The following is an 18,969-nucleotide window of genomic DNA, read 5'->3' as shown; positions in this document are numbered from 1 at the left end:
GTACCATATGAAAAACCAAAAGCTACTACTAAAAAAAATGTCGGGAGTATCCCTGATGCTTCTTCTGTTTCTTTTCATTTCCAACTGTGCCAGTGGAGACAAGATTTTCTCTACCGATGTATGGAATATAACTTACGATGATCAGCAAGGGGGAATAGCACTCACTTATAAGTCAAAAAATATTTGTAACGGAATGTATGCTTCCTATCAATGGGAAGGGAAGGAGATCAAGACAAGTGACTATGCCCGCCATAAAATCAGTACGGGCAAAGTTTCCGATTCTTTCGGGAAAGGACATATATATAAGGTGGAGTATACGGATAAGGAGCTTCCGAAGCTGACTCAGTATTTCTATCTTTATCCGGGTAAGGAATATATACTGACCGATTTTACGGTCGAAGCGAAAGAGGAAATCCGTTCCGGCAGAATGGCTCCTGTTAATGTCGATTCTATATCCGGATTCTTGCAGGCAGGTGATAACCGTGCTCTTTTTGTTCCGTTCGACAATGACAAATGGATCAGATATCAGTCTCACCCGCTTGGTTTCGATACATTGGTGAGTTATGAAGTGACAGCCATATTCAATAATGAAAGCCGGAACGGTCTGGTGATCGGCTCCGTAGAACATGATAACTGGAAAACAGGTATTTCAATAGGTAAGGGGGATCGTGATAACATTGGTTCGCTGGTATGTTATGGGGGCATAGCAGATGAGCAGACTCGTGACGTAAAGGCTCACGGTGCATTAGCAGGTAAAAAGATTAAATCCCCTAAAGTCTTTTTGGGTTTCTTTGAAGATTGGTGCGATGGACTTGAAGCGTATGCAAAAGCCAACGCTGTAATTGCCCCTCCCAAAGCATGGGAGAAAGCTGTTCCATTTGGTTGGAACAGCTGGGGGGCATTACAATTCAATCTGACTTATGAGAAAGCGATGGAAGTCTCCGATTATTTCAAGGAGAATCTGCAGAATAATCATTTTGTAAACCCTGATCAGACTGTCTATATCGGTCTGGATTCCGGTTGGGACTGTATGAATGAGGAGCAACTGAAGTCATTTATCGAAAAATGTAAGTCGAACGGACAGATCGGTGGTATCTACTGGACTCCGTTCACCGACTGGGCACGCGATCCGGAACGGACGGTAGATGCCGCACCGGAATATAAATACAAAGATATCTATCTCTATGCCAACGGAAAGCCGCAGGAACTGGACGGCGCTTATGCAGTCGATCCAACGCATCCGGCAGTGGAAGCTATGATGAAGAAGACTTCCGGTTTGTTCCACCGTGCAGGATTCGAGTATGTGAAGATGGACTTCATGACACACGGTGCGATGGAAGCGGACAAATGGTATAATCCTGAGATTACCACAGGTATACAGGGATATAATTATGGCATGAAACTGCTCAATCAATATTTTGGAGATATGTATATCAATCTCTCCATTTCTCCTGTCTTCCCTGCCCAGTATGCGCAGTCACGCAGAATAGCCTGTGATGCGTGGAATCAGATCAAGGATACCGAATATACATTGAACGCTCTTTCATACGGCTGGTGGCAGAAGTATATCTATCAATATAACGATGCCGATCATATTGTACTGAGAGATGCTACCGACGGAGAAAACCGTGCCCGTATTACTTCGGGTGTCATTACGGGTATTTACATTACAGGAGACGATTTCAGTGCGGGAGGAGGAAAAGACGCCAAAGAAAAGTCACAGAAATATCTGACCAATGCGGCAGTGAATGCAGTAGCGACAGGAGAAGTGTTCCGTCCCGTGGAAGGAAACGGAGAGAAGTCGGAACATATCTTTGTAAGGAAGACACCCGATGGTCGTTTCCATTGTGCGGTATTCAACTACTCGGACCAGGAACAGACAACTGTGCTTTCGTTAGAAAGAATAGGATTGGACAAGGCACGCGGCTATCAGGTGAAAGAGTTGTGGAGCGGCAATGAGACTTTTGCCACAGGACAGCTTGAAGTGACCGTACCCTCCAAAGACGTGCAATTACTTGAATTTAAATAACCGAAGAAATGAAAAAATATCAATTAACACTCTTATCGTTATGTGTGGCAGCCTTTGCGCAAGCGAAGGTCACATTGCCGTCATTCTTTACCGATAATATGGTTATTCAGCAAAACAGTCAGCTGACGTTGCCGGGAAAAGCAAAAGCCGGTAAACAAGTGACTGTGAAGGTGAGCTGGAATCATGAGAAATATACGGCTAAAGCGTCAGCTGATGGTCATTTTAGCATAGAAGTCCCGACTCCGCCTGCCGGAGGACCTTATCAGATCATTGTTTCGGATGGTGAGAAACTAGTGTTGAACAACGTCTTATCGGGCGAAGTCTGGATATGTTCCGGTCAGTCGAATATGGAAATGCCCGTTGCCGGATGGGGAAAAGTGATGAATTACGAACAGGAGGTTGCCGATGCCGATTATCCTTCCATCCGTCTGTTGCAGGTAAAGAAGACCGTCGCTTTCTCTCCGCAGGATAACGTAGAAATGAATATGAACGGCTGGCAGGAATGTAGTTCCGCTACTGTACCGGAGTTTTCTTCCGTTGCTTATTTCTATGCCCGTAAGTTGTGGAAAGAACTGAATGTGCCCGTTGGGGTGATTGACTGCACTTGGGGCGGCACACCTGCCGAATCATGGACAAGCCATCAGACATTGAAGCAAGTCGTGGGATTTCAGAAAAAGATGGCCGAAATGGAAAGCGCAGGCTTCCAAAGAGAGAAACTTGTCGAACTTTACCATCGGGAAATGGACGAGTGGCTTCAGCAGTTTGATGCCAAGGATGCCGGATTCAAAGACGGAGTTCCCCAATGGATATCAGCTCTTCAGACAGGGAATGAATGGAAACCGATGGAACTGCCCGCTTATTGGGAAACTCGCGGACTGAATTTTGACGGCACTGTCTGGTTCCAGAAAGAAGTGGAAATACCTGCTGACTGGAACGGCAAGGAAATCTCCTTCCATCTGGCTATGATCGACGACGACGATGTTACTTACTTTAACGGGAAGGAGATAGGAAGAACTTCGGGATGCAATACGATGCGTACTTATAAGATTCCCGCAGCCTTGGCAAAGGCAGGCAAAGGGGTTATCACCATCCGTGCCATAGATTATGGCGGCGAAGGCGGTATCCACGGAGAACCTCAGCAGATGTATATGGAAGCGAACGACAAGAAGATTTCCTTGGCGGGCAACTGGAACTATCACACCGGAGTATCGATGACCGGTGCACCTTCTAGACCATTGTCTCCCGAAGGAACCGGCTGGCCGACATCCTGCTATCCGACCGTACTTTACAATGCAATGATACATCCTTTTACCGTCTTCCCTATCAAGGGCGCTATCTGGTATCAGGGAGAAAATAATGTAGGATTCGACGAGCAGTACAGAGTACTTTTCCAATCAATGATTACAGATTGGAGAAGGGCATGGAAACAGGATTTTCCTTTCTACTTTGTGCAGTTGGCCAATTATCTGAAGCCGGAAGAAGTACAGCCGGACTCCAAATGGGCGGCTCTCCGTGATGCACAGGCACATGCGCTGCACCTACCTAATACAGGTATGGCATGTGCCATCGACCTCGGCGAAGCTTATGATATCCACCCGAAAAACAAACAGGAAGTAGGAAAGCGACTGGCGCAAGCGGCATTGGCGAAGACCTATAACAAAGGTACATACGAAGTGCCCGCATTCCTTGGATACCGCATTTCGGGACGTACGCTGATTCTTAGTTTCGATCAGGAAGTAGTAGCCAAAGAAGGTACTCCGAAAGGCTTTATACTGGCAGGACCGGACGGGAAATACGTTCCGGCACAGGCTATTATCCGGGGAAAAGAAGTCATTCTGCAATCCGACCGGATAGAAATACCGACGGCGGCCTGCTATGCGTGGGCAGACAATCCTGTTTGTAATCTATATGGCAAGAACGGGCTTCCCGTACCCCCGTTCCGCACCAGAGAATAAATATCAACCATAACAATGTAAACCATGAAATTAAAAGCATTCTTACTTTTTTTTCTATTGAGTTCTTTTTCTCTTTTGCAGGCTGCCGACAAGCCGCTGATCAAAATAGAAACCGAACGGACCAGCCTTATCTATCAAGTAGCTGACAACGGACGTCTGTATCAGAAATACTTGGGCAAAAAGCTTAACCATGATTCCGATATCCAGTATCTGCCACAAGGGACTGAAGCTTATCTGACTCACGGTATGGAGGACTACTTTGAACCGGCTATTCACATACGTCATAACGATAATAACTCTTCATTGCTGCTGAAATACGTAGATCATTCGAGCAATGCCATCGGTAACGGGGTCAACGAAACCGTAATTACCCTTAAGGATGATAAATACCCTGTGACCGTGAAGCTGCATTATGTGGCTTACGGCAAAGAGAACATTATCCGTACGTTTACTGAAATCAGCCATGAAGAGAAGAAACCTGTGATACTTTGCAAGTATGCTTCATCAATGCTTCACCTGAACAGCAGCAAGTATTTCCTGACTGAATTTTCCGGTGACTGGGCACACGAAGCCAACGTGACCGAAAGAGAACTGGCTTTCGGTAAAAAGGTGATCGATACGAAGTTGGGTGCACGTGCCAATATGTTTGTATCTCCTTTCTTCCAGCTGGCTCTTGACAATCCTTCGCAGGAGAATGCAGGCGAAGTGCTGGTAGGAACCATCGGATGGACGGGTAACTTTCGCTTTACTTTCGAAGTGGACAACAAAAACGAACTGCGTATTATCAGCGGTATCAACCCGTACGACTCCGAATACAGCCTGCCCGCCAGAGAAGTGTTCCGTACTCCGGACTTCTATTTCACTTACAGCACGCAGGGGAAAGGTGAGGCCAGCCGTAACTTCCATGACTGGGCGCGCAATCATCAGGTGAAAAACGGTAATGATACCCGCATGACTTTGCTCAACAACTGGGAATCTACCTATTTTGACTTTGATGAAAATAAACTGATCGGCTTGATGGATGAGGCTACCAAGCTGGGCGTAGATATGTTCCTGCTGGACGATGGTTGGTTTGCCAACAAATATCCCCGTAGCAGTGACCATCAGGGGTTGGGCGACTGGGAAGAGACTGCCGACAAACTTCCGAACGGAGTAGGGCGTCTTGTTGAAGAAGCACAAAAGAAAGGTATCAAGTTCGGTATATGGATAGAGCCGGAAATGGTAAATCCCAAAAGCGAGCTTTACGAAAAGCATAAGGACTGGGTGATTCATCTGCCTAACCGTGATGAATACTACTTCCGCAACCAGATGGTGCTCGACCTTAGCAATCCGAAAGTACAGGATCATGTATTCGGCGTGGTGGACAACCTGATGACCAAATATCCCGGCATCGCTTTCTTCAAATGGGACTGCAACAGCCCGATTACGAATATCTATTCGGTGTATCTGAAAGATAAACAGTCTCATCTGTACGTTGATTATGTGCGCGGACTTTACAAGGTGCTGGACAGAATCAAGGCTAAATATCCTAATCTTCCGATGATGCTGTGTGCCGGTGGCGGCGGACGCTCCGACTATGAAGCATTGAAGTACTTCACAGAGTTCTGGCCAAGCGACAATACCGATCCTATCGAACGCCTGTTTATCCAATGGGGCTATTCGCAGATCTTCCCAAGTAAGACACTGTGTGCCCACGTCACTACTTGGAATCGTGGAACCAGTATCAAGTTCCGTACCGATGTAGCCATGATGTGCAAATTAGGATTCGACATCAAACTGGAAGACATGAATCAGAATGAGCACCTTTACTGTGATCAGGCAGTCAAGAACTACAACCGTCTGAAACCTGTCATCCTTGAAGGTGATTTGTATCGCCTCGTTTCTCCTTACGGAAGCAACCATACTTCTTCCATGTTTGTAGGCAAGGACAAGAAAACGGCTGCGGTATTTGCCTTCGATATCCATCCGCGCTATGCGGAAAAGACATTGCCTGTCCGCCTGCAAGGGTTGAATGCCGACAAGAAGTACCGTGTGAAGGAAATCAATATGATGCCCGGTAGCGGTTCCTCATTGAAGGGTAACAACCAGGTTTTCTCCGGAGAATATCTAATGAACGTCGGACTGGATCTTTTCACAACACAGCAGCTCAACAGCCGTCTCATTGAAATAACAGAAGAATAAAAAGCCATAGACATAAGAAACATATCTTATAAAAACACCATGAACCATGAAGAAATTACTTTTAAGTGTATGTGCATTTTCATTGACTCTCGCTACGTTGCAGGCAGGGGAAATCACTAAATATGTAAATCCGTTTATTGGAACGGGGGCCATCGATGGGGGACTTTCGGGTAATAATTACCCGGGGGCGACCTCGCCGTTCGGTATGATACAGCTTTCTCCGGACACCAGCGAAGCTCCCAATTGGGGGGACGCTTCCGGCTACGACTATAACCGGAATACGATCTTCGGTTTCAGCCATACCCGCCTGAGTGGGACAGGAGCCTCGGACCTGATCGACATTACATTGATGCCGACCAGTAGCGGACGCACTTCTTCCGCATTCACGCATGACGAAGAGAAGGCCCGTCCCGGCTATTATCAGGTAATGCTGAAAGATGAGAATATTAATGCAGAGCTTACCACTACTCAGAGAAACGGTATCCACCGCTATCAATATCCCGCCGGCAAAGATGCGGAGATTATATTGGATATGGACCACTCGGCAGATAAGGGCAGTTGGGGACGCCGGATCATTAACTCTCAGATCCGCATTCTGAATGATCATGCAGTGGAAGGTTACCGTATCATCACCGGATGGGCGAAACTGCGCAAGATTTATTTCTACATGGAGTTTTCCAGTCCTATCCTTACTTCTACGCTGAGAGACGGCGGGCGTGTTCATGAAAACACAGCCGTGATCAACGGTACGAATCTTCATGGCTGTTTCCGTTTCGGCCAACTGAATGGCAAACCACTGACGTGTAAGGTAGCCCTTTCATCCGTCTCTATGGAGAATGCCCGTCAGAACATGGAACAGGAAGCACCGCACTGGGATTTCGACCGCTATGTGGCTGCTGCGGACGCTGATTGGGAAAAACAACTGGGAAAGATCGAAGTGAAAGGTACGGAAGTGCAGAAAGAGATATTCTATACGGCTCTTTACCACACCATGATACAGCCTAACACCATGTCCGACGTGAACGGCGAATACATGGCTGCCGACTATACGACCCGCAAAGTAGCGAACAATGAAACTCATTACACCACATTCTCCCTGTGGGATACTTTCCGCGCTTCTCATCCTCTCTACACATTGCTGGAACCCGAACGGGTGACTGACTTCGTGAAGAGCATGATACGCCAGTATGAATATTACGGCTACCTGCCTATCTGGCAATTATGGGGACAGGACAATTACTGTATGATCGGTAACCACTCCATCCCTGTGATCACTGATGCCATCCTGAAAGGTATTCCCGGAATTGATATGGAGAAGGCCTATGAAGCAGTCTATAACAGTTCGGTAACCTCACACCCCAACTCTCCTTTTGAGGTATGGGAGAAATACGGCTTTATGCCCGAAAACATTCAGACTCAATCTGTCTCCATCACTCTGGAGCAGGCTTTTGATGACTGGTGTGTTGCCCAACTGGCTGCAAAATTGAACAAGGATGCCGATTATCAGCGATTCCACAAACGCTCCGAATATTACCGGAACCTTTTCCATCCGAAAACGAAGTTCTTCCAGTCCAAGAATGACAAGGGAGAATGGATCGAACCTTTCGACCCGTATCAATACGGTGGAAACGGCGGGCATCCGTTTACCGAAGGAAATGCATGGCAATACTTTTGGTATGTTCCGCATAACATCCAGGCCTTGATGGAACTGACAGGAGGAACGAAAGCCTTTGAACAAAAGCTGGATACCTTTTTTACCTCTACCTATAAGAGTGAGCAGATGAATCATAACGCTTCGGGATTTGTGGGACAGTATGCACATGGTAATGAACCCAGCCATCACGTAGCTTATCTCTATAATTTTGCAGGTCAGCCGTGGAAGACGCAAAAGTATGTCAGTCATATTCTGAACACGCTGTATAACAACACTTCTTCGGGATATGCCGGAAATGATGACTGCGGTCAGATGTCTGCCTGGTATGTATTCAGTGCGATGGGATTCTATCCGGTCAATCCTGCCGACGGCCGGTATATCATCGGTTCCCCGCTTTTGGATGAGTGTACTTTGAAACTGGCAGGTAATAAGGAGTTCCGTATCCGGACCATCCGCAAGTCTCCCGAAGATATCTACATTCAGTCGGTGACTTTGAACGGGAAGAAACACAAAGATTTCTTCATCACTCATCAGGACATCATGAACGGTGGTACGATGGTATTCAAGATGGGTAAGAAACCATCCGGATGGGGAAAGTAAACAGTATGAATTCAGATATTGTATCTAATAGAAACATGGATGAGTTATATCATATAGGGCAATAAATATTATAGCCTTGTTTCTATATAATAAGAGACTGTCTACCTCCTGACAGTCTCTTATTATTATTTTCTTATTTAACCTCTTCGGAAGTCTGTAACATCTGGAACAACTTGTCCAGCTTTGGAGCCATGATAATCTCCGTACGGCGGTTCTTGCTTCTGCCTTCCGCTGTTTCATTGTCGTCAACAGGCATATATTCGCCGCGACCGCTGGGCTGTATCTGCAAAGGATTTACACCGTAGTTCTTAATCAGGATACGTACGACGGAGGTAGCACGAATCACGCTCAAATCCCAGTTGTCTTTGAACTGTACGGTGTTGATCGGTTTATTGTCGGTGTGACCTTCGATAAATACGTCGATGTCGGTCTGCTTGTTCAAGACTTCCGCCAATTTGCCGAGAGCTTCCTCTCCGCGTTTATCCAGACGGGCGCTTCCTGACTGGAACAGCAATTTGTCCGACATTGCCACATACACCTTTCCATCCTTTTCACGAACCGTCAGTTCGTCTGTGCTAAAGCCCAGTAACGCGTCTTTCACACTGTTCAGCAGTTGTTTCACTTTCTCGTTCTGAGCGTTGATCATGTCCTGCAACTCGTTGATGGTGCGTTCTCTTTCGCTAAGTTCGTTTTTCTTCTGACTCAACAAGGCATTCAGTTTTTCCTGTTCCGTCATGTTAGTACTAAGCATGCTCTGATACTGACGGATACTGTTTCCCATCTGGGTGGTATCACGCAGGAGCTTCTTGATTTGTGCTGACAGCTGGTCGCCCGTGTTGCGGCAATCAGTCAATAAACTTTGCAAGCTGTCGATACTTGCAATACGTGCGGCTTCTGTCATCATGAACTTCTTTTTCGTTACACATGAAGTACATAATAACAATGTAAGGAAAGTAAATAATGCAATTTTCTTCATTACGCTTTATTTTTTTTGCAAAGAAATAATTTTCTTCTGAAGATTACAAAAATTCTTTTATTAAACTCTGTGTCATATAGTTAAGAAATGACCTGAGAGAATTTTACTGCTGGCACTTCGTTGATGTCAAGACAGGCTGTTGTGCGGAATATGCTAAAGAATCAGCGTTGCAGAAACTCGCAAAGTTTCTGTACAGCCAGTGCACGGTGACTGATCTTGTTCTTTGTTTCGTTTCCCAGTTCGGCAAAAGTCTGTTCGTACCCTTCGGGCTTGAATATCGGGTCATAACCGAAGCCGGAATCTCCGCGCTTCTCTTTGATGATTTCCCCTTTGATCACACCTTCAAAGAGATATTCCTTTCCGTCGAGAATCAGCGAAATGGCAGTGCGGAATTGCGCTTTCCGATTCTCTTTTCCTTCCAGTTCGTGGAGCAGCTTGCGCATATTCGCCTGAGCGTCGTGTCCTTCGCCTTCGGCATAGCGGGCGGAGTACACTCCGGGCGCTCCGTTCAGAGCTTCCACTTCCAGTCCGGTGTCATCGGCAAAGCAGTCCAGCTGATAGTTCCGGTAGATAAAAGAAGATTTCAGCAAGGCATTTCCTTCCAGCGTTTCGGCTGTTTCGGGAATGTCCGTGTGGCAGTCAATGTCATTCAGACTGAGCAGTTCTACCTTATCCCCGAGGATGGCAGCTATTTCTTCGAGTTTATGAGCATTGTTGGTGGCAAATACAAGTTTGCGTTTCATTGTCTTATTCTTGTTTTTTAGCGGAATTATCCGGATTCATTCACCTGTTTATTTCACTTTCAACTGATCGAACCCTTCGCCATACACCCCGATGACGGAACTTTGCGAGATGAAAGCGTTCGGATCGATACGTTTTACCAGTCGGAAGATATCCAGCGACTGACGCCTTTTGGCCAGTACGACCAATACTTTTACATCGTTTTTGCTGTACCATCCGGTACCGTTGAGCACGGTCACCCCACGGTCTGTATCTTTAATGATGCGGTCGGCTATCTCATCATACTTCTTGGAGAAGATGAAGAACTGTACGGACTGACGGGCGCTGTTGATAATCCAGTCGAGCACGACACCAATGATGAACAGAGTGACGAAACCGAAGATTACCCGACGCCAGTCGTGAAACACAAAGTAACAGGAACCGATGATGAACACATCACAAATCATGATCATCCTTCCAAGGGATACGTCTTTGTATTTGTTAACAATAGCGGCGATGATATCCGTTCCTCCGGTGCTGCCGTTATAATTGAAAGTAATGCCCAGACCTACACCGCACATAGCCGCACCGATGATACAAGCCATAAAGTCCTGTCCGCTGCCGAGCAGTAGAGGTTTTCCGTCGGCCGACATATCGGGCGTTTGTATGTAGTTGTTTACCAACACCTGGAATATCCATAGCAGGAAAGTCAGCATGAAAATTGCATAAGTAGTCTTTATGCTGAATCGCGGACCTAATATCTTGATGGCAAATGTCATCAGAACCGCATTGATGATGAAGTACGACCACTGGATAGGAAATCCCGTTGCGTAATAAATGATAGCCCCGATACCGGTAGTACCCCCTGTCGTTATCTGGTAAGGCAGCAGAAATGCCGCCCATCCCAAAGCATAACTGATCAATCCGAGAGTGATGTAGATATAATCCTTCACTTCTCTCATTATTTCCGCTTTTGCTGGTTTGCGCATTTAATTAATAGGTAATAAGTATTAAGTAATAGGTAATAAGTCGTAGTCGATAGGTACAGGTAATAAGTATTAAGTATTAGGTATTAACCTTGCGGATATGCTCGGAAAGCAGCTGCGGTTATTACCTATTACTTATTACCTGTTACTTATTTTAAACTACCACATTTACAATCTTCTTCGGCACCACGATGATCTTCTTCGGTGTTTTGCCTTCGATCCACTTCTGCGAACGTTCGTCGGCTAATACGGCAGCCTGGATGGCATCCGAAGCGGCATCAGCGTCAAACTCCATGTTGAAGCGTGCTTTTCCGTTGAAGGAGATGGTATAGTTGATCGTATCTTCTTTCAGATATTCTTCGTTGTATGCGGGCCATGCGGCGTCACATACGGAAGTTTCGTGTCCCAGTGTATCCCACAGTTCTTCGCAAACGTGCGGAGCGAAAGGAGCGAGGGTGATAACGAGCTGTTCCAGTATCTCTTTCTTGTTGCATTTCAAGTTGGAAAGTTCGTTGACACAGATCATGAATGCGCTGACAGACGTATTGTAAGAGAACTGTTCGATATCTCCCGTTACTTTCTTGATCAGTTTGTGCAGGCTCTTCAACTCTTCCTTCGTTGCAGGCTCGTCTTTCACCAGATATTCGTCGGTACGGCTGTAAAACAATGACCAGAACTTACGGATAAAGCGGTGTACACCGTCAATACCGTTCGTATCCCAAGGCTTGGACTGCTCAACCGGACCGAGGAACATTTCGTACATACGAAGGGTGTCTGCACCGTATTTGTCCACAATCATATCCGGATTGACTACGTTGAACATTGATTTACTCATCTTCTCAACCGCCCATCCGCAGATGTATTTTCCGTCTTCGAGGATAAACTCTGCTTCCGCATATTCGGGACGCCATGCCTTGAATGCTTCCAGGTCGAGGATATCATTGGATACGATGTTTACATCCACATGAAGTGGAGTCACTTCGTATTGGTCTTTCAGGTTCAGTGAAACGAAGGTGTGAGTATCTTTGATGCGATATACAAAGTTGCTGCGGCCTTGAATCATGCCTTGGTTTACTAACTTCTGGAACGGTTCTTCTACTACCGATGCACCTACATCGTGCAGGAACTTATTCCAGAAACGGGAGTAGATCAAGTGTCCGGTAGCGTGTTCCGTTCCTCCTACATAAAGGTCTACGTTTTTCCAGTATTCGTCCACTTTCGGGTCCACCAATGCTTTGTTGTTGTGCGGGTCCATGTAGCGCAGATAGTATGCGGAAGAACCGGCGAATCCCGGCATGGTGTTCAGTTCCAGCGGGAAGATGGTAACGTTGTCGATCTTTTCGTTTTCTACCGTGCACTTGTTTACCGTGTCCCACGCCCATTCCTTGGCGTGTCCCAATGGAGGTTCGCCTGTTTCGGTGGGGAGGAACTTGTCTACTTCCGGAAGTTCCAGCGGCAGACAGTCTTCGTCGATCATGTACGGCATTCCGTCTTTGTAGTACACAGGGAACGGTTCCCCCCAGTAGCGCTGGCGTGAGAAAATGGCGTCGCGAAGACGGTAGTTCACTTTCACACGTCCCAGATTATGTTCTTTCACATATTGCTTGGTCTTTTCAATGGCTTCCTTGATGGTCAGTCCGTTCAGAGACAGATCACAGTACGGAGTTACATCCGGACGCGGAGAGTTGCAGACGATACCTTCCTTGGCATCGAAGCTTTCTTCGCTTACGTCACAACCTTCTACCAACGGGCGGATTTCGAGTCCGAAATGCTTGGCGAAAGCATAGTCGCGGCTATCGTGGGCGGGTACGGCCATGATGGCTCCTGTTCCGTATCCTGCCAATACGTAATCGCTGATCCAGATGGGCACTGCTTCACCTGTAAACGGATTGATAGCATACGAACCGCTGAATACACCGGTCACGCTGCGGTCGGCGATGCGTTCGCGTTCCGTACGTTTCTTGGTGCGGTCAAGGTAGGCGTCTACTTCTGCTTTCTGGGCGGGAGTGGTCAGCTGGGCTACCAGATCACTTTCCGGAGCCAGAACCATGAAGGTCACACCGAACATGGTATCTGCACGGGTAGTAAAGATGGTAAATTCGAGATCGCTGTCTTTTACCTTGAACTGTACTTCGGCACCTTCGGAGCGTCCGATCCAGTTCTTTTGAGTTTCTTTCAGTGATTCGGTCCAGTCGATGGTATCCAGTCCGTCGAGCAGACGCTGAGCATAAGCGGATACACGCAGACACCACTGGCGCATCTTCTTCTGGACTACGGGGAAGCCGCCGCGTTCGCTGACGCCGTCTATGACTTCGTCATTTGCCAATACGGTTCCCAGTGCCTGGCACCAGTTCACCATCGTTTCGCCGAGGTAGGCGATGCGGTAGTTCATCAGGATTTCCTGCTGTTCCTTTTCGCTTTTGGCTTTCCATTCTTTGGCGGTAAAGCTGAGTTCTTCGCTGCAGGCAGCGTTGAGTCCTTCGTTTCCGTAGATTGCGAATGCATCGATCAGTTCCTGGATAGGGCGTGCCTGCTGTTCGTCGTTGCAGTAGTAGCTGTTGAACATCTTTTGGAAAGCCCATTGGGTCCAGTGATAATATTCGGGTTCGCACGTACGGATTTCGCGGCTCCAGTCGAAAGAGAAGCCTATTTTGTCGAGTTGCTCGCGATAGCGGTCGATATTAGCTTTAGTAGTGATTGCGGGATGCTGTCCGGTCTGAATAGCGTATTGTTCCGCTGGCAAACCATATGCGTCATATCCCATCGGATTGAGTACATTGAAGCCACGCAGTCGTTTGTAACGGGCGTAAATATCCGAAGCGATGTATCCCAGCGGATGCCCTACATGCAGTCCGGCCCCTGACGGGTAAGGGAACATATTCAATACATAGAATTTCTGCTTCGATTCGTCTTCCGTAACCTGGTAGGTTTTCTCTTCCACCCACCTTTGCTGCCACTTCTTTTCAATCTCCCTGAAATTGTACTCCATAGTGATAAAGTTTTTATTTATAGTGATTTATACTGTTATTTCAATTTGAGCCAGCAAATTTACGTGTTTATTTTCAGATAACCACGTAGTGAGTGAAAAAAACCTTTCTTTTATAATAAGGTATTGCCCGAATAACAAGGTAATACCTGATAAATGAAGAAATATCACGGCAAATACCGTCCGGCTATTGACTTTCTTGTTTTTATTTCGTATATTTGGAGGAATATAAAACGGAATAGTAATGATAGGATATATAAAAATTATAACATAAGTTCAATAGGTGGATGTGCAGAATTGCATAGCCAGGATAACGAATGGGCAAGAAACTGCGAAGGTTCTTGCCCATTTTTGTTATAATAATTCCATTGAGGCTGCTGGAAACGCCTAAAAATAGTTTATAATAAACTTGGGGACCGTTTATAATAAACTCTCTCGTTATTTATTAAAAACGATGAAGGAGTTTATTCGATTCCGGGGGTGTAGTGTAAGAAAGGGAGAAAACTTTTTTTGAGTAAAGTTCTCTTCCTTTCTTTATGTGGTAAAAATATGATATATTAATAGGACTGTTTTGATAGTGGTGATTTGTTTACAAACGGGCGCTTCTATCTGTAAGACTCTCTTTTTCGTTAGACTTTTGGATAATATGTTTCTTTCATTTGGTATTATTATATACGTATTAATGTGAGTATATTTGGGGAGGATTGTTTGATCGTTTATAATACAAAGAATATGGATAAAATGTGAGTGTATACTGGTTATAGTTGAAGTCCTGTCGGGATAATCTTTTTAGAGTGTTAGCTGAAAAAGCCTTTAAATAAACGTTAAACTAGCCTGGATACCGACTAAAAAGTATTTTTTCCAACCTATATCCTTTATTTTCTCCTCGAATTAATTGCAAATTAATTACTAAATTAACTAGCGGGACTTACATTTGTGCCAGTTATCATAAAATTCTAATAAATGAAAAAGTTGCTGGTACTATTAACAATGCTTCTTACATCCTTCTTTGCTGAAGCGCAAAAAAGCAGAGACTATTGGAATAACAAGCTAAAGCTTATCTCATTCCGACTACCTCTTCCGGTAGGATATATTCCGAAGATTGGTCAATCCTGTTGTAACTAACCGAATAAATAAATTGAATATATATGAAATATCTTATCAGCTTTTTATTCTTAGCTCTTGCTTTTTCAATGAAAAGTGAGGCTAAAGTGACATTACCTTCCATACTCGGAGATAATATGGTATTACAGCAGCAAGCAGAAGTCAAACTATGGGGAAAAGCCCGTCCCAATGCTACTGTAACGGTGAAGACTTCGTGGAACGGGCAGACATATAAATCCTCATCGGATGGCAAGGGAGGCTGGTCGTTAACAGTATCTACCCCTGTTGCGGGAGGCCCTTACAAGATCATCTTCAATGACGGCGAATTACTGACGTTGCAGAATGTACTGATCGGTGAAGTCTGGTTCTGTTCGGGACAATCGAATATGGAGATGCCGATGGGCGGTTTCGACCGGCAACCGGTCAGAGGGACGAACGACATTATTGCCAAAGCCAAACCATCCACGCCTATCCGAATGTATACTACAGATTCAAAGGATGGGAGATGGGTACGCCAGTTTAGTAAAACGCCTGTGGAGGACTGCCAGGGCGAATGGCTGGAAAATACGCCGGTAAACGTTTCCCATATCAGCGCCGTGTCTTATTATTTTGCGCGTTATATACAGGAAGTGCTGGAAGTTCCGGTCGGCATCGTCGTTTCTACGTGGGGAGGATCAAAAATAGAGGCATGGATGAGCAGAGAATCCATAAAGCCTTTTAGTAGCATTGATCTTTCCATCCTCGATAACGATGCTGAAGTGAAGAATCCTACCGCCACTCCGTGTGTACTCTACAATGGCAAGATAGCTCCTTTGACTAATTTTGCAGTGAGAGGCTTCTTGTGGTATCAGGGCGAAAGCAACCGTGACAATGCCGATCTTTACCAGAGCCTTATGCCTGCCTTTGTGGCTGACTTGCGTGCGAAATGGGGCAGGGGCGAACTTCCTTTCTACTTTGTGCAGATAGCGCCTTTCGATTACGAAGGAGCCGACGGTACATCGGCTGCCCGCCTGCGTGAGGTCCAGTTGCAGAATATGAAGGATATACCAAATAGCGGCATGGTTACGACGATGGATGTCGGCCACCCTGTTTTCATCCATCCCGTAGACAAGGAGACGGTAGGGAACCGACTGGCGTATTGGGCATTGGCGCAGACCTACGGCATGAAAGGATTCGGATACGCTCCCCCTGTTTATAAATCGATGGAGATACAGGAGAATAAAATCTATATAAACTTCTACAATGCCCAACGCGGCCTAAGTCCGATGTGGACATCTCTTAAAGGATTTGAGATTGCGGGCGAGGATAAAGTATTCTATCCGGCTTTTGCCGAAATAGAAACCACGACTGCCCGACTGGCGGTTTCGAGTGACAAAGTCTCTCATCCCGTTGCCGTGCGGTATGCGTATAAGAATTATGTGGAAGCAAGTATTTTCAGTATTCATGGCATCCCCGCGGCACCCTTCCGGACGGATAACTGGTAAAAGCAGACGATTACCTGAATAGATACAGCTATTTTATCAGACATCCGGATATTCGCTTTCTTGTTATATCCGGATGTATAACCGGTTCTCTTTCGGCGAAATTTTGTTGAAAATATATCTATCAAAGTCAGTGGGTATATCCATGAATCCCTGTATCTTTGCATTCTCATTAAAACCATAATTATGGAACTAAAGCATGGGTACTATCATCTGATTGCCATACTAACAGTAGCTATCTGGGGACTGACATTCATTTCGACTAAAGTATTGATAAACCACGGGCTGACACCTCAGGAAATCTTCTTTTACCGTTTTCTGATTGCATACCTTGGCATCTGGGTAATTTCTCCCAAACGTCTGTTCACCAATAACTGGCAAGATGAACTGTGGCTGGTAGCAGGCGGTATATTCGGTGGCTCCCTTTATTTCTTTACAGAGAATACCGCTTTAGGCATCACCCAGGCGTCGAATGTATCGTTTATCATCTGCACGGCTCCCTTGCTGACTACTATCCTTTCCCTGCTTTTCTATAAAAGTGAAAAGGCATCGAAAGGACTGATATACGGTTCCCTGCTGGCATTGATGGGGGTAGGGCTAATTGTCTTTAACGGCAGTTTTGTGCTCAAAATATCTCCGATAGGCGATCTGCTGACTTTGCTTGCCGCATTATCATGGGCATTCTATAGTCTGATTATTAAAAAGATGGCCGGGCGTTATCCTACCATATTTATCACCCGCAAGATTTTCTTTTACGGAGTACTGACGATTCTGCCTGCCTTCCTCCTGCATCCCCTGCATCCCGATACCGCTGTACTTCTTCAACCTGCCGTTCTGTTCAACCTTCTGTTTCTGGCCGTATTGGCTTCGCTGATCTGCTATGTACTCTGGAATGTGGTGTTAAAACAGTTGGGAACGGTACGGGCATCCAATTATATTTATCTCAATCCTCTGGTCACGATGATTGCATCGTTCCTTATTCTGGATGAGAAGATTACGTTAGTCGCTTTAGGCGGCGCAGCTTGTATTGTCTGCGGGGTATATTGGGCTGAAAAGAAATAGAGTAGATAAGAAATAGAGTAGATTATGAGAAAAATGATGAATGAGCAGCTTCCTATATCGAAGTCATCTCCTCTGAAAGCTCGTTTTTATGATTATCCTTATTTTACTTACCCGTGGCATTTTCATACGGAGTATGAGATTATCTATGTCAAGGAGGGCACAGGAATGCGTTTTGTAGGAAATAACGCGGAGAAATACGCTGATGGTGATATTCTTCTGCTAGGCTCCGATTTGCCTCATTATATGAAGAGCGATGAGGTGTATCGGCAAGAAGGCAGTACGCTTCGGACAACAGGGACCATCATTCAGTTTGAAAAGGACTTCATGCACCACGCTTTCAATTATTATCCCCATTTTATGAAGATAAAGAACCTGCTTGAAGAGGCGCAACGGGGGATTTACTTTCCCGCAGGATGCTCCCCGCGGCTGGTTGATTTGCTTGAATCGATTCCGGTGGAGACAGGAGTCGATCAGATTACTTCTTTCCTGCAACTTCTGAAAGAAATGGCAAACGTCGCTTCACGGTCTGTGCTATCGACTTCCGATTTTGAAAATGATATTATCTACGACGGATCGAGAATAGACAAAATCATAGTTTACCTGAATAAGAACTATACACGGCAGATTGACCTGAATGAAATATCTTCTCTGGCAGCTATGAATCCTGCTGCATTCTGCCGCTTCTTCAAGAGCAAAACGGGGAAATCATTCAAGAATTACATATTGGAGATGCGGATAGGATATGCGTGTAAACTCTTGCTCATGGGCGATATGAATATTTCGCAGATCAGTGTGGAGTGCGGATTTGATACGATTTCTCATTTTAATAAGTCGTTCAAGAAGCATACCGGATTCACTCCGTCTTACTATAAAAGGATGATGCTGGCTGAATAGAAATGAATGAAAGAAAGAGGCAAACGGGACGTATGGACATAAAAAAAGGGTCAACGCCTTGACCCAACCTTTGTTAACCTTAAATCTAATACTATGAAAAACACATTGCAAAGATACGGACTATTGGGAAATTAGCAAATTATCCAAGTAAAATAGTATGTTTTATAACACGTTTTAATAGTTTTCCTTTACTTGTTAAGAAATATACCCTTCTTTTTTAAAAGGATGCAACACTAATTGTGAAAATTGAAACGGGAAATTCCGTTGATTCTCTGCCGGAAAACTGTTATCTTTGCAAGGTTAATCTCATTATTCACTCAACAAAAAAGAAAAGGAGCGAA

General features: G+C 45.5%; 11 protein-coding genes. 7 read left to right on the top strand and 4 right to left on the bottom strand.

Translation table 11 applies throughout. The features are described 5' to 3' along the window. Positions 1 to 7: 7 nt before the first annotated feature. From BT_RS15870 to BT_RS15855, 4 genes are read left to right on the top strand one after another with little or no spacing between them, the layout of a single operon-like run. Positions 8 to 2,029, top strand: coding sequence for an alpha-galactosidase (locus BT_RS15870; protein ID WP_048698132.1), 2,022 nt, complete (start codon positions 8 to 10; stop codon positions 2,027 to 2,029). Positions 2,030 to 2,037: 8 nt separating this feature from the next. Continuing rightward, positions 2,038 to 3,984, top strand: a complete 1,947-nt coding sequence (locus tag BT_RS15865) for a sialate O-acetylesterase (protein WP_011108653.1) — start codon at positions 2,038 to 2,040, stop codon at positions 3,982 to 3,984. A gap of 24 nt (positions 3,985 to 4,008) precedes the next feature. Next, the gene (locus BT_RS15860; protein WP_011108652.1) at positions 4,009 to 6,165 is read left to right on the top strand and encodes an alpha-galactosidase; all 2,157 of its coding nucleotides are present in this window, start codon (positions 4,009 to 4,011) and stop codon (positions 6,163 to 6,165) included. A gap of 46 nt (positions 6,166 to 6,211) precedes the next feature. Further along, positions 6,212 to 8,419, top strand: a complete 2,208-nt coding sequence (locus tag BT_RS15855; RefSeq protein ID WP_011108651.1) for a GH92 family glycosyl hydrolase — start codon at positions 6,212 to 6,214, stop codon at positions 8,417 to 8,419. A 133-nt stretch (positions 8,420 to 8,552) separates the two neighbouring features. Here the strand turns inward: BT_RS15855 and BT_RS15850 are convergent, their stop codons facing one another. The 4 genes from BT_RS15850 to leuS form a co-directional block, all read right to left on the bottom strand. After that, positions 8,553 to 9,395, bottom strand: coding sequence for an OmpA/MotB family protein (locus BT_RS15850; protein WP_008767392.1), 843 nt, complete (start codon positions 9,393 to 9,395; stop codon positions 8,553 to 8,555). Positions 9,396 to 9,556: 161 nt separating this feature from the next. After that, on the bottom strand, positions 9,557 to 10,138 hold the full coding sequence (locus BT_RS15845) for a non-canonical purine NTP diphosphatase (protein ID WP_011108650.1): 582 nt from the start codon (positions 10,136 to 10,138) through the stop codon (positions 9,557 to 9,559). A 48-nt stretch (positions 10,139 to 10,186) separates the two neighbouring features. Beyond that, a complete protein-coding gene (locus BT_RS15840; RefSeq protein ID WP_011108649.1) occupies positions 10,187 to 11,104 on the bottom strand; it encodes a YitT family protein in 918 nt (305 codons plus the stop codon). Positions 11,105 to 11,255: 151 nt separating this feature from the next. After that, positions 11,256 to 14,090: a leucine--tRNA ligase gene (leuS, locus tag BT_RS15835; RefSeq protein ID WP_011108648.1), complete on the bottom strand. Its 2,835-nt coding sequence runs from the start codon at positions 14,088 to 14,090 to the stop codon at positions 11,256 to 11,258. A gap of 1,145 nt (positions 14,091 to 15,235) precedes the next feature. Here leuS and BT_RS15830 point away from each other — a divergent pair. From BT_RS15830 to BT_RS15820, 3 genes are all read left to right on the top strand, one after another. Continuing rightward, positions 15,236 to 16,675, top strand: coding sequence for a sialate O-acetylesterase (locus BT_RS15830; RefSeq protein ID WP_011108647.1), 1,440 nt, complete (start codon positions 15,236 to 15,238; stop codon positions 16,673 to 16,675). 183 nt (positions 16,676 to 16,858) lie between these two features. Further along, positions 16,859 to 17,734, top strand: coding sequence for a DMT family transporter (locus tag BT_RS15825; RefSeq protein ID WP_008767386.1), 876 nt, complete (start codon positions 16,859 to 16,861; stop codon positions 17,732 to 17,734). A gap of 24 nt (positions 17,735 to 17,758) precedes the next feature. Next, positions 17,759 to 18,628 carry an AraC family transcriptional regulator gene (locus tag BT_RS15820; protein ID WP_008767385.1) on the top strand — a complete coding sequence of 290 codons (870 nt, stop codon included), beginning with the start codon at positions 17,759 to 17,761 and terminating at the stop codon, positions 18,626 to 18,628. The last annotated feature ends 341 nt before the right edge of the window (positions 18,629 to 18,969 follow it).

Source organism: Bacteroides thetaiotaomicron VPI-5482 (genome assembly GCF_000011065.1).
In the GTDB taxonomy this organism is placed as follows: domain Bacteria; phylum Bacteroidota; class Bacteroidia; order Bacteroidales; family Bacteroidaceae; genus Bacteroides; species Bacteroides thetaiotaomicron.
Note: the sequence above shows the minus strand (reverse complement) of the source record. Positions and strands in the feature narration are given on the sequence as shown.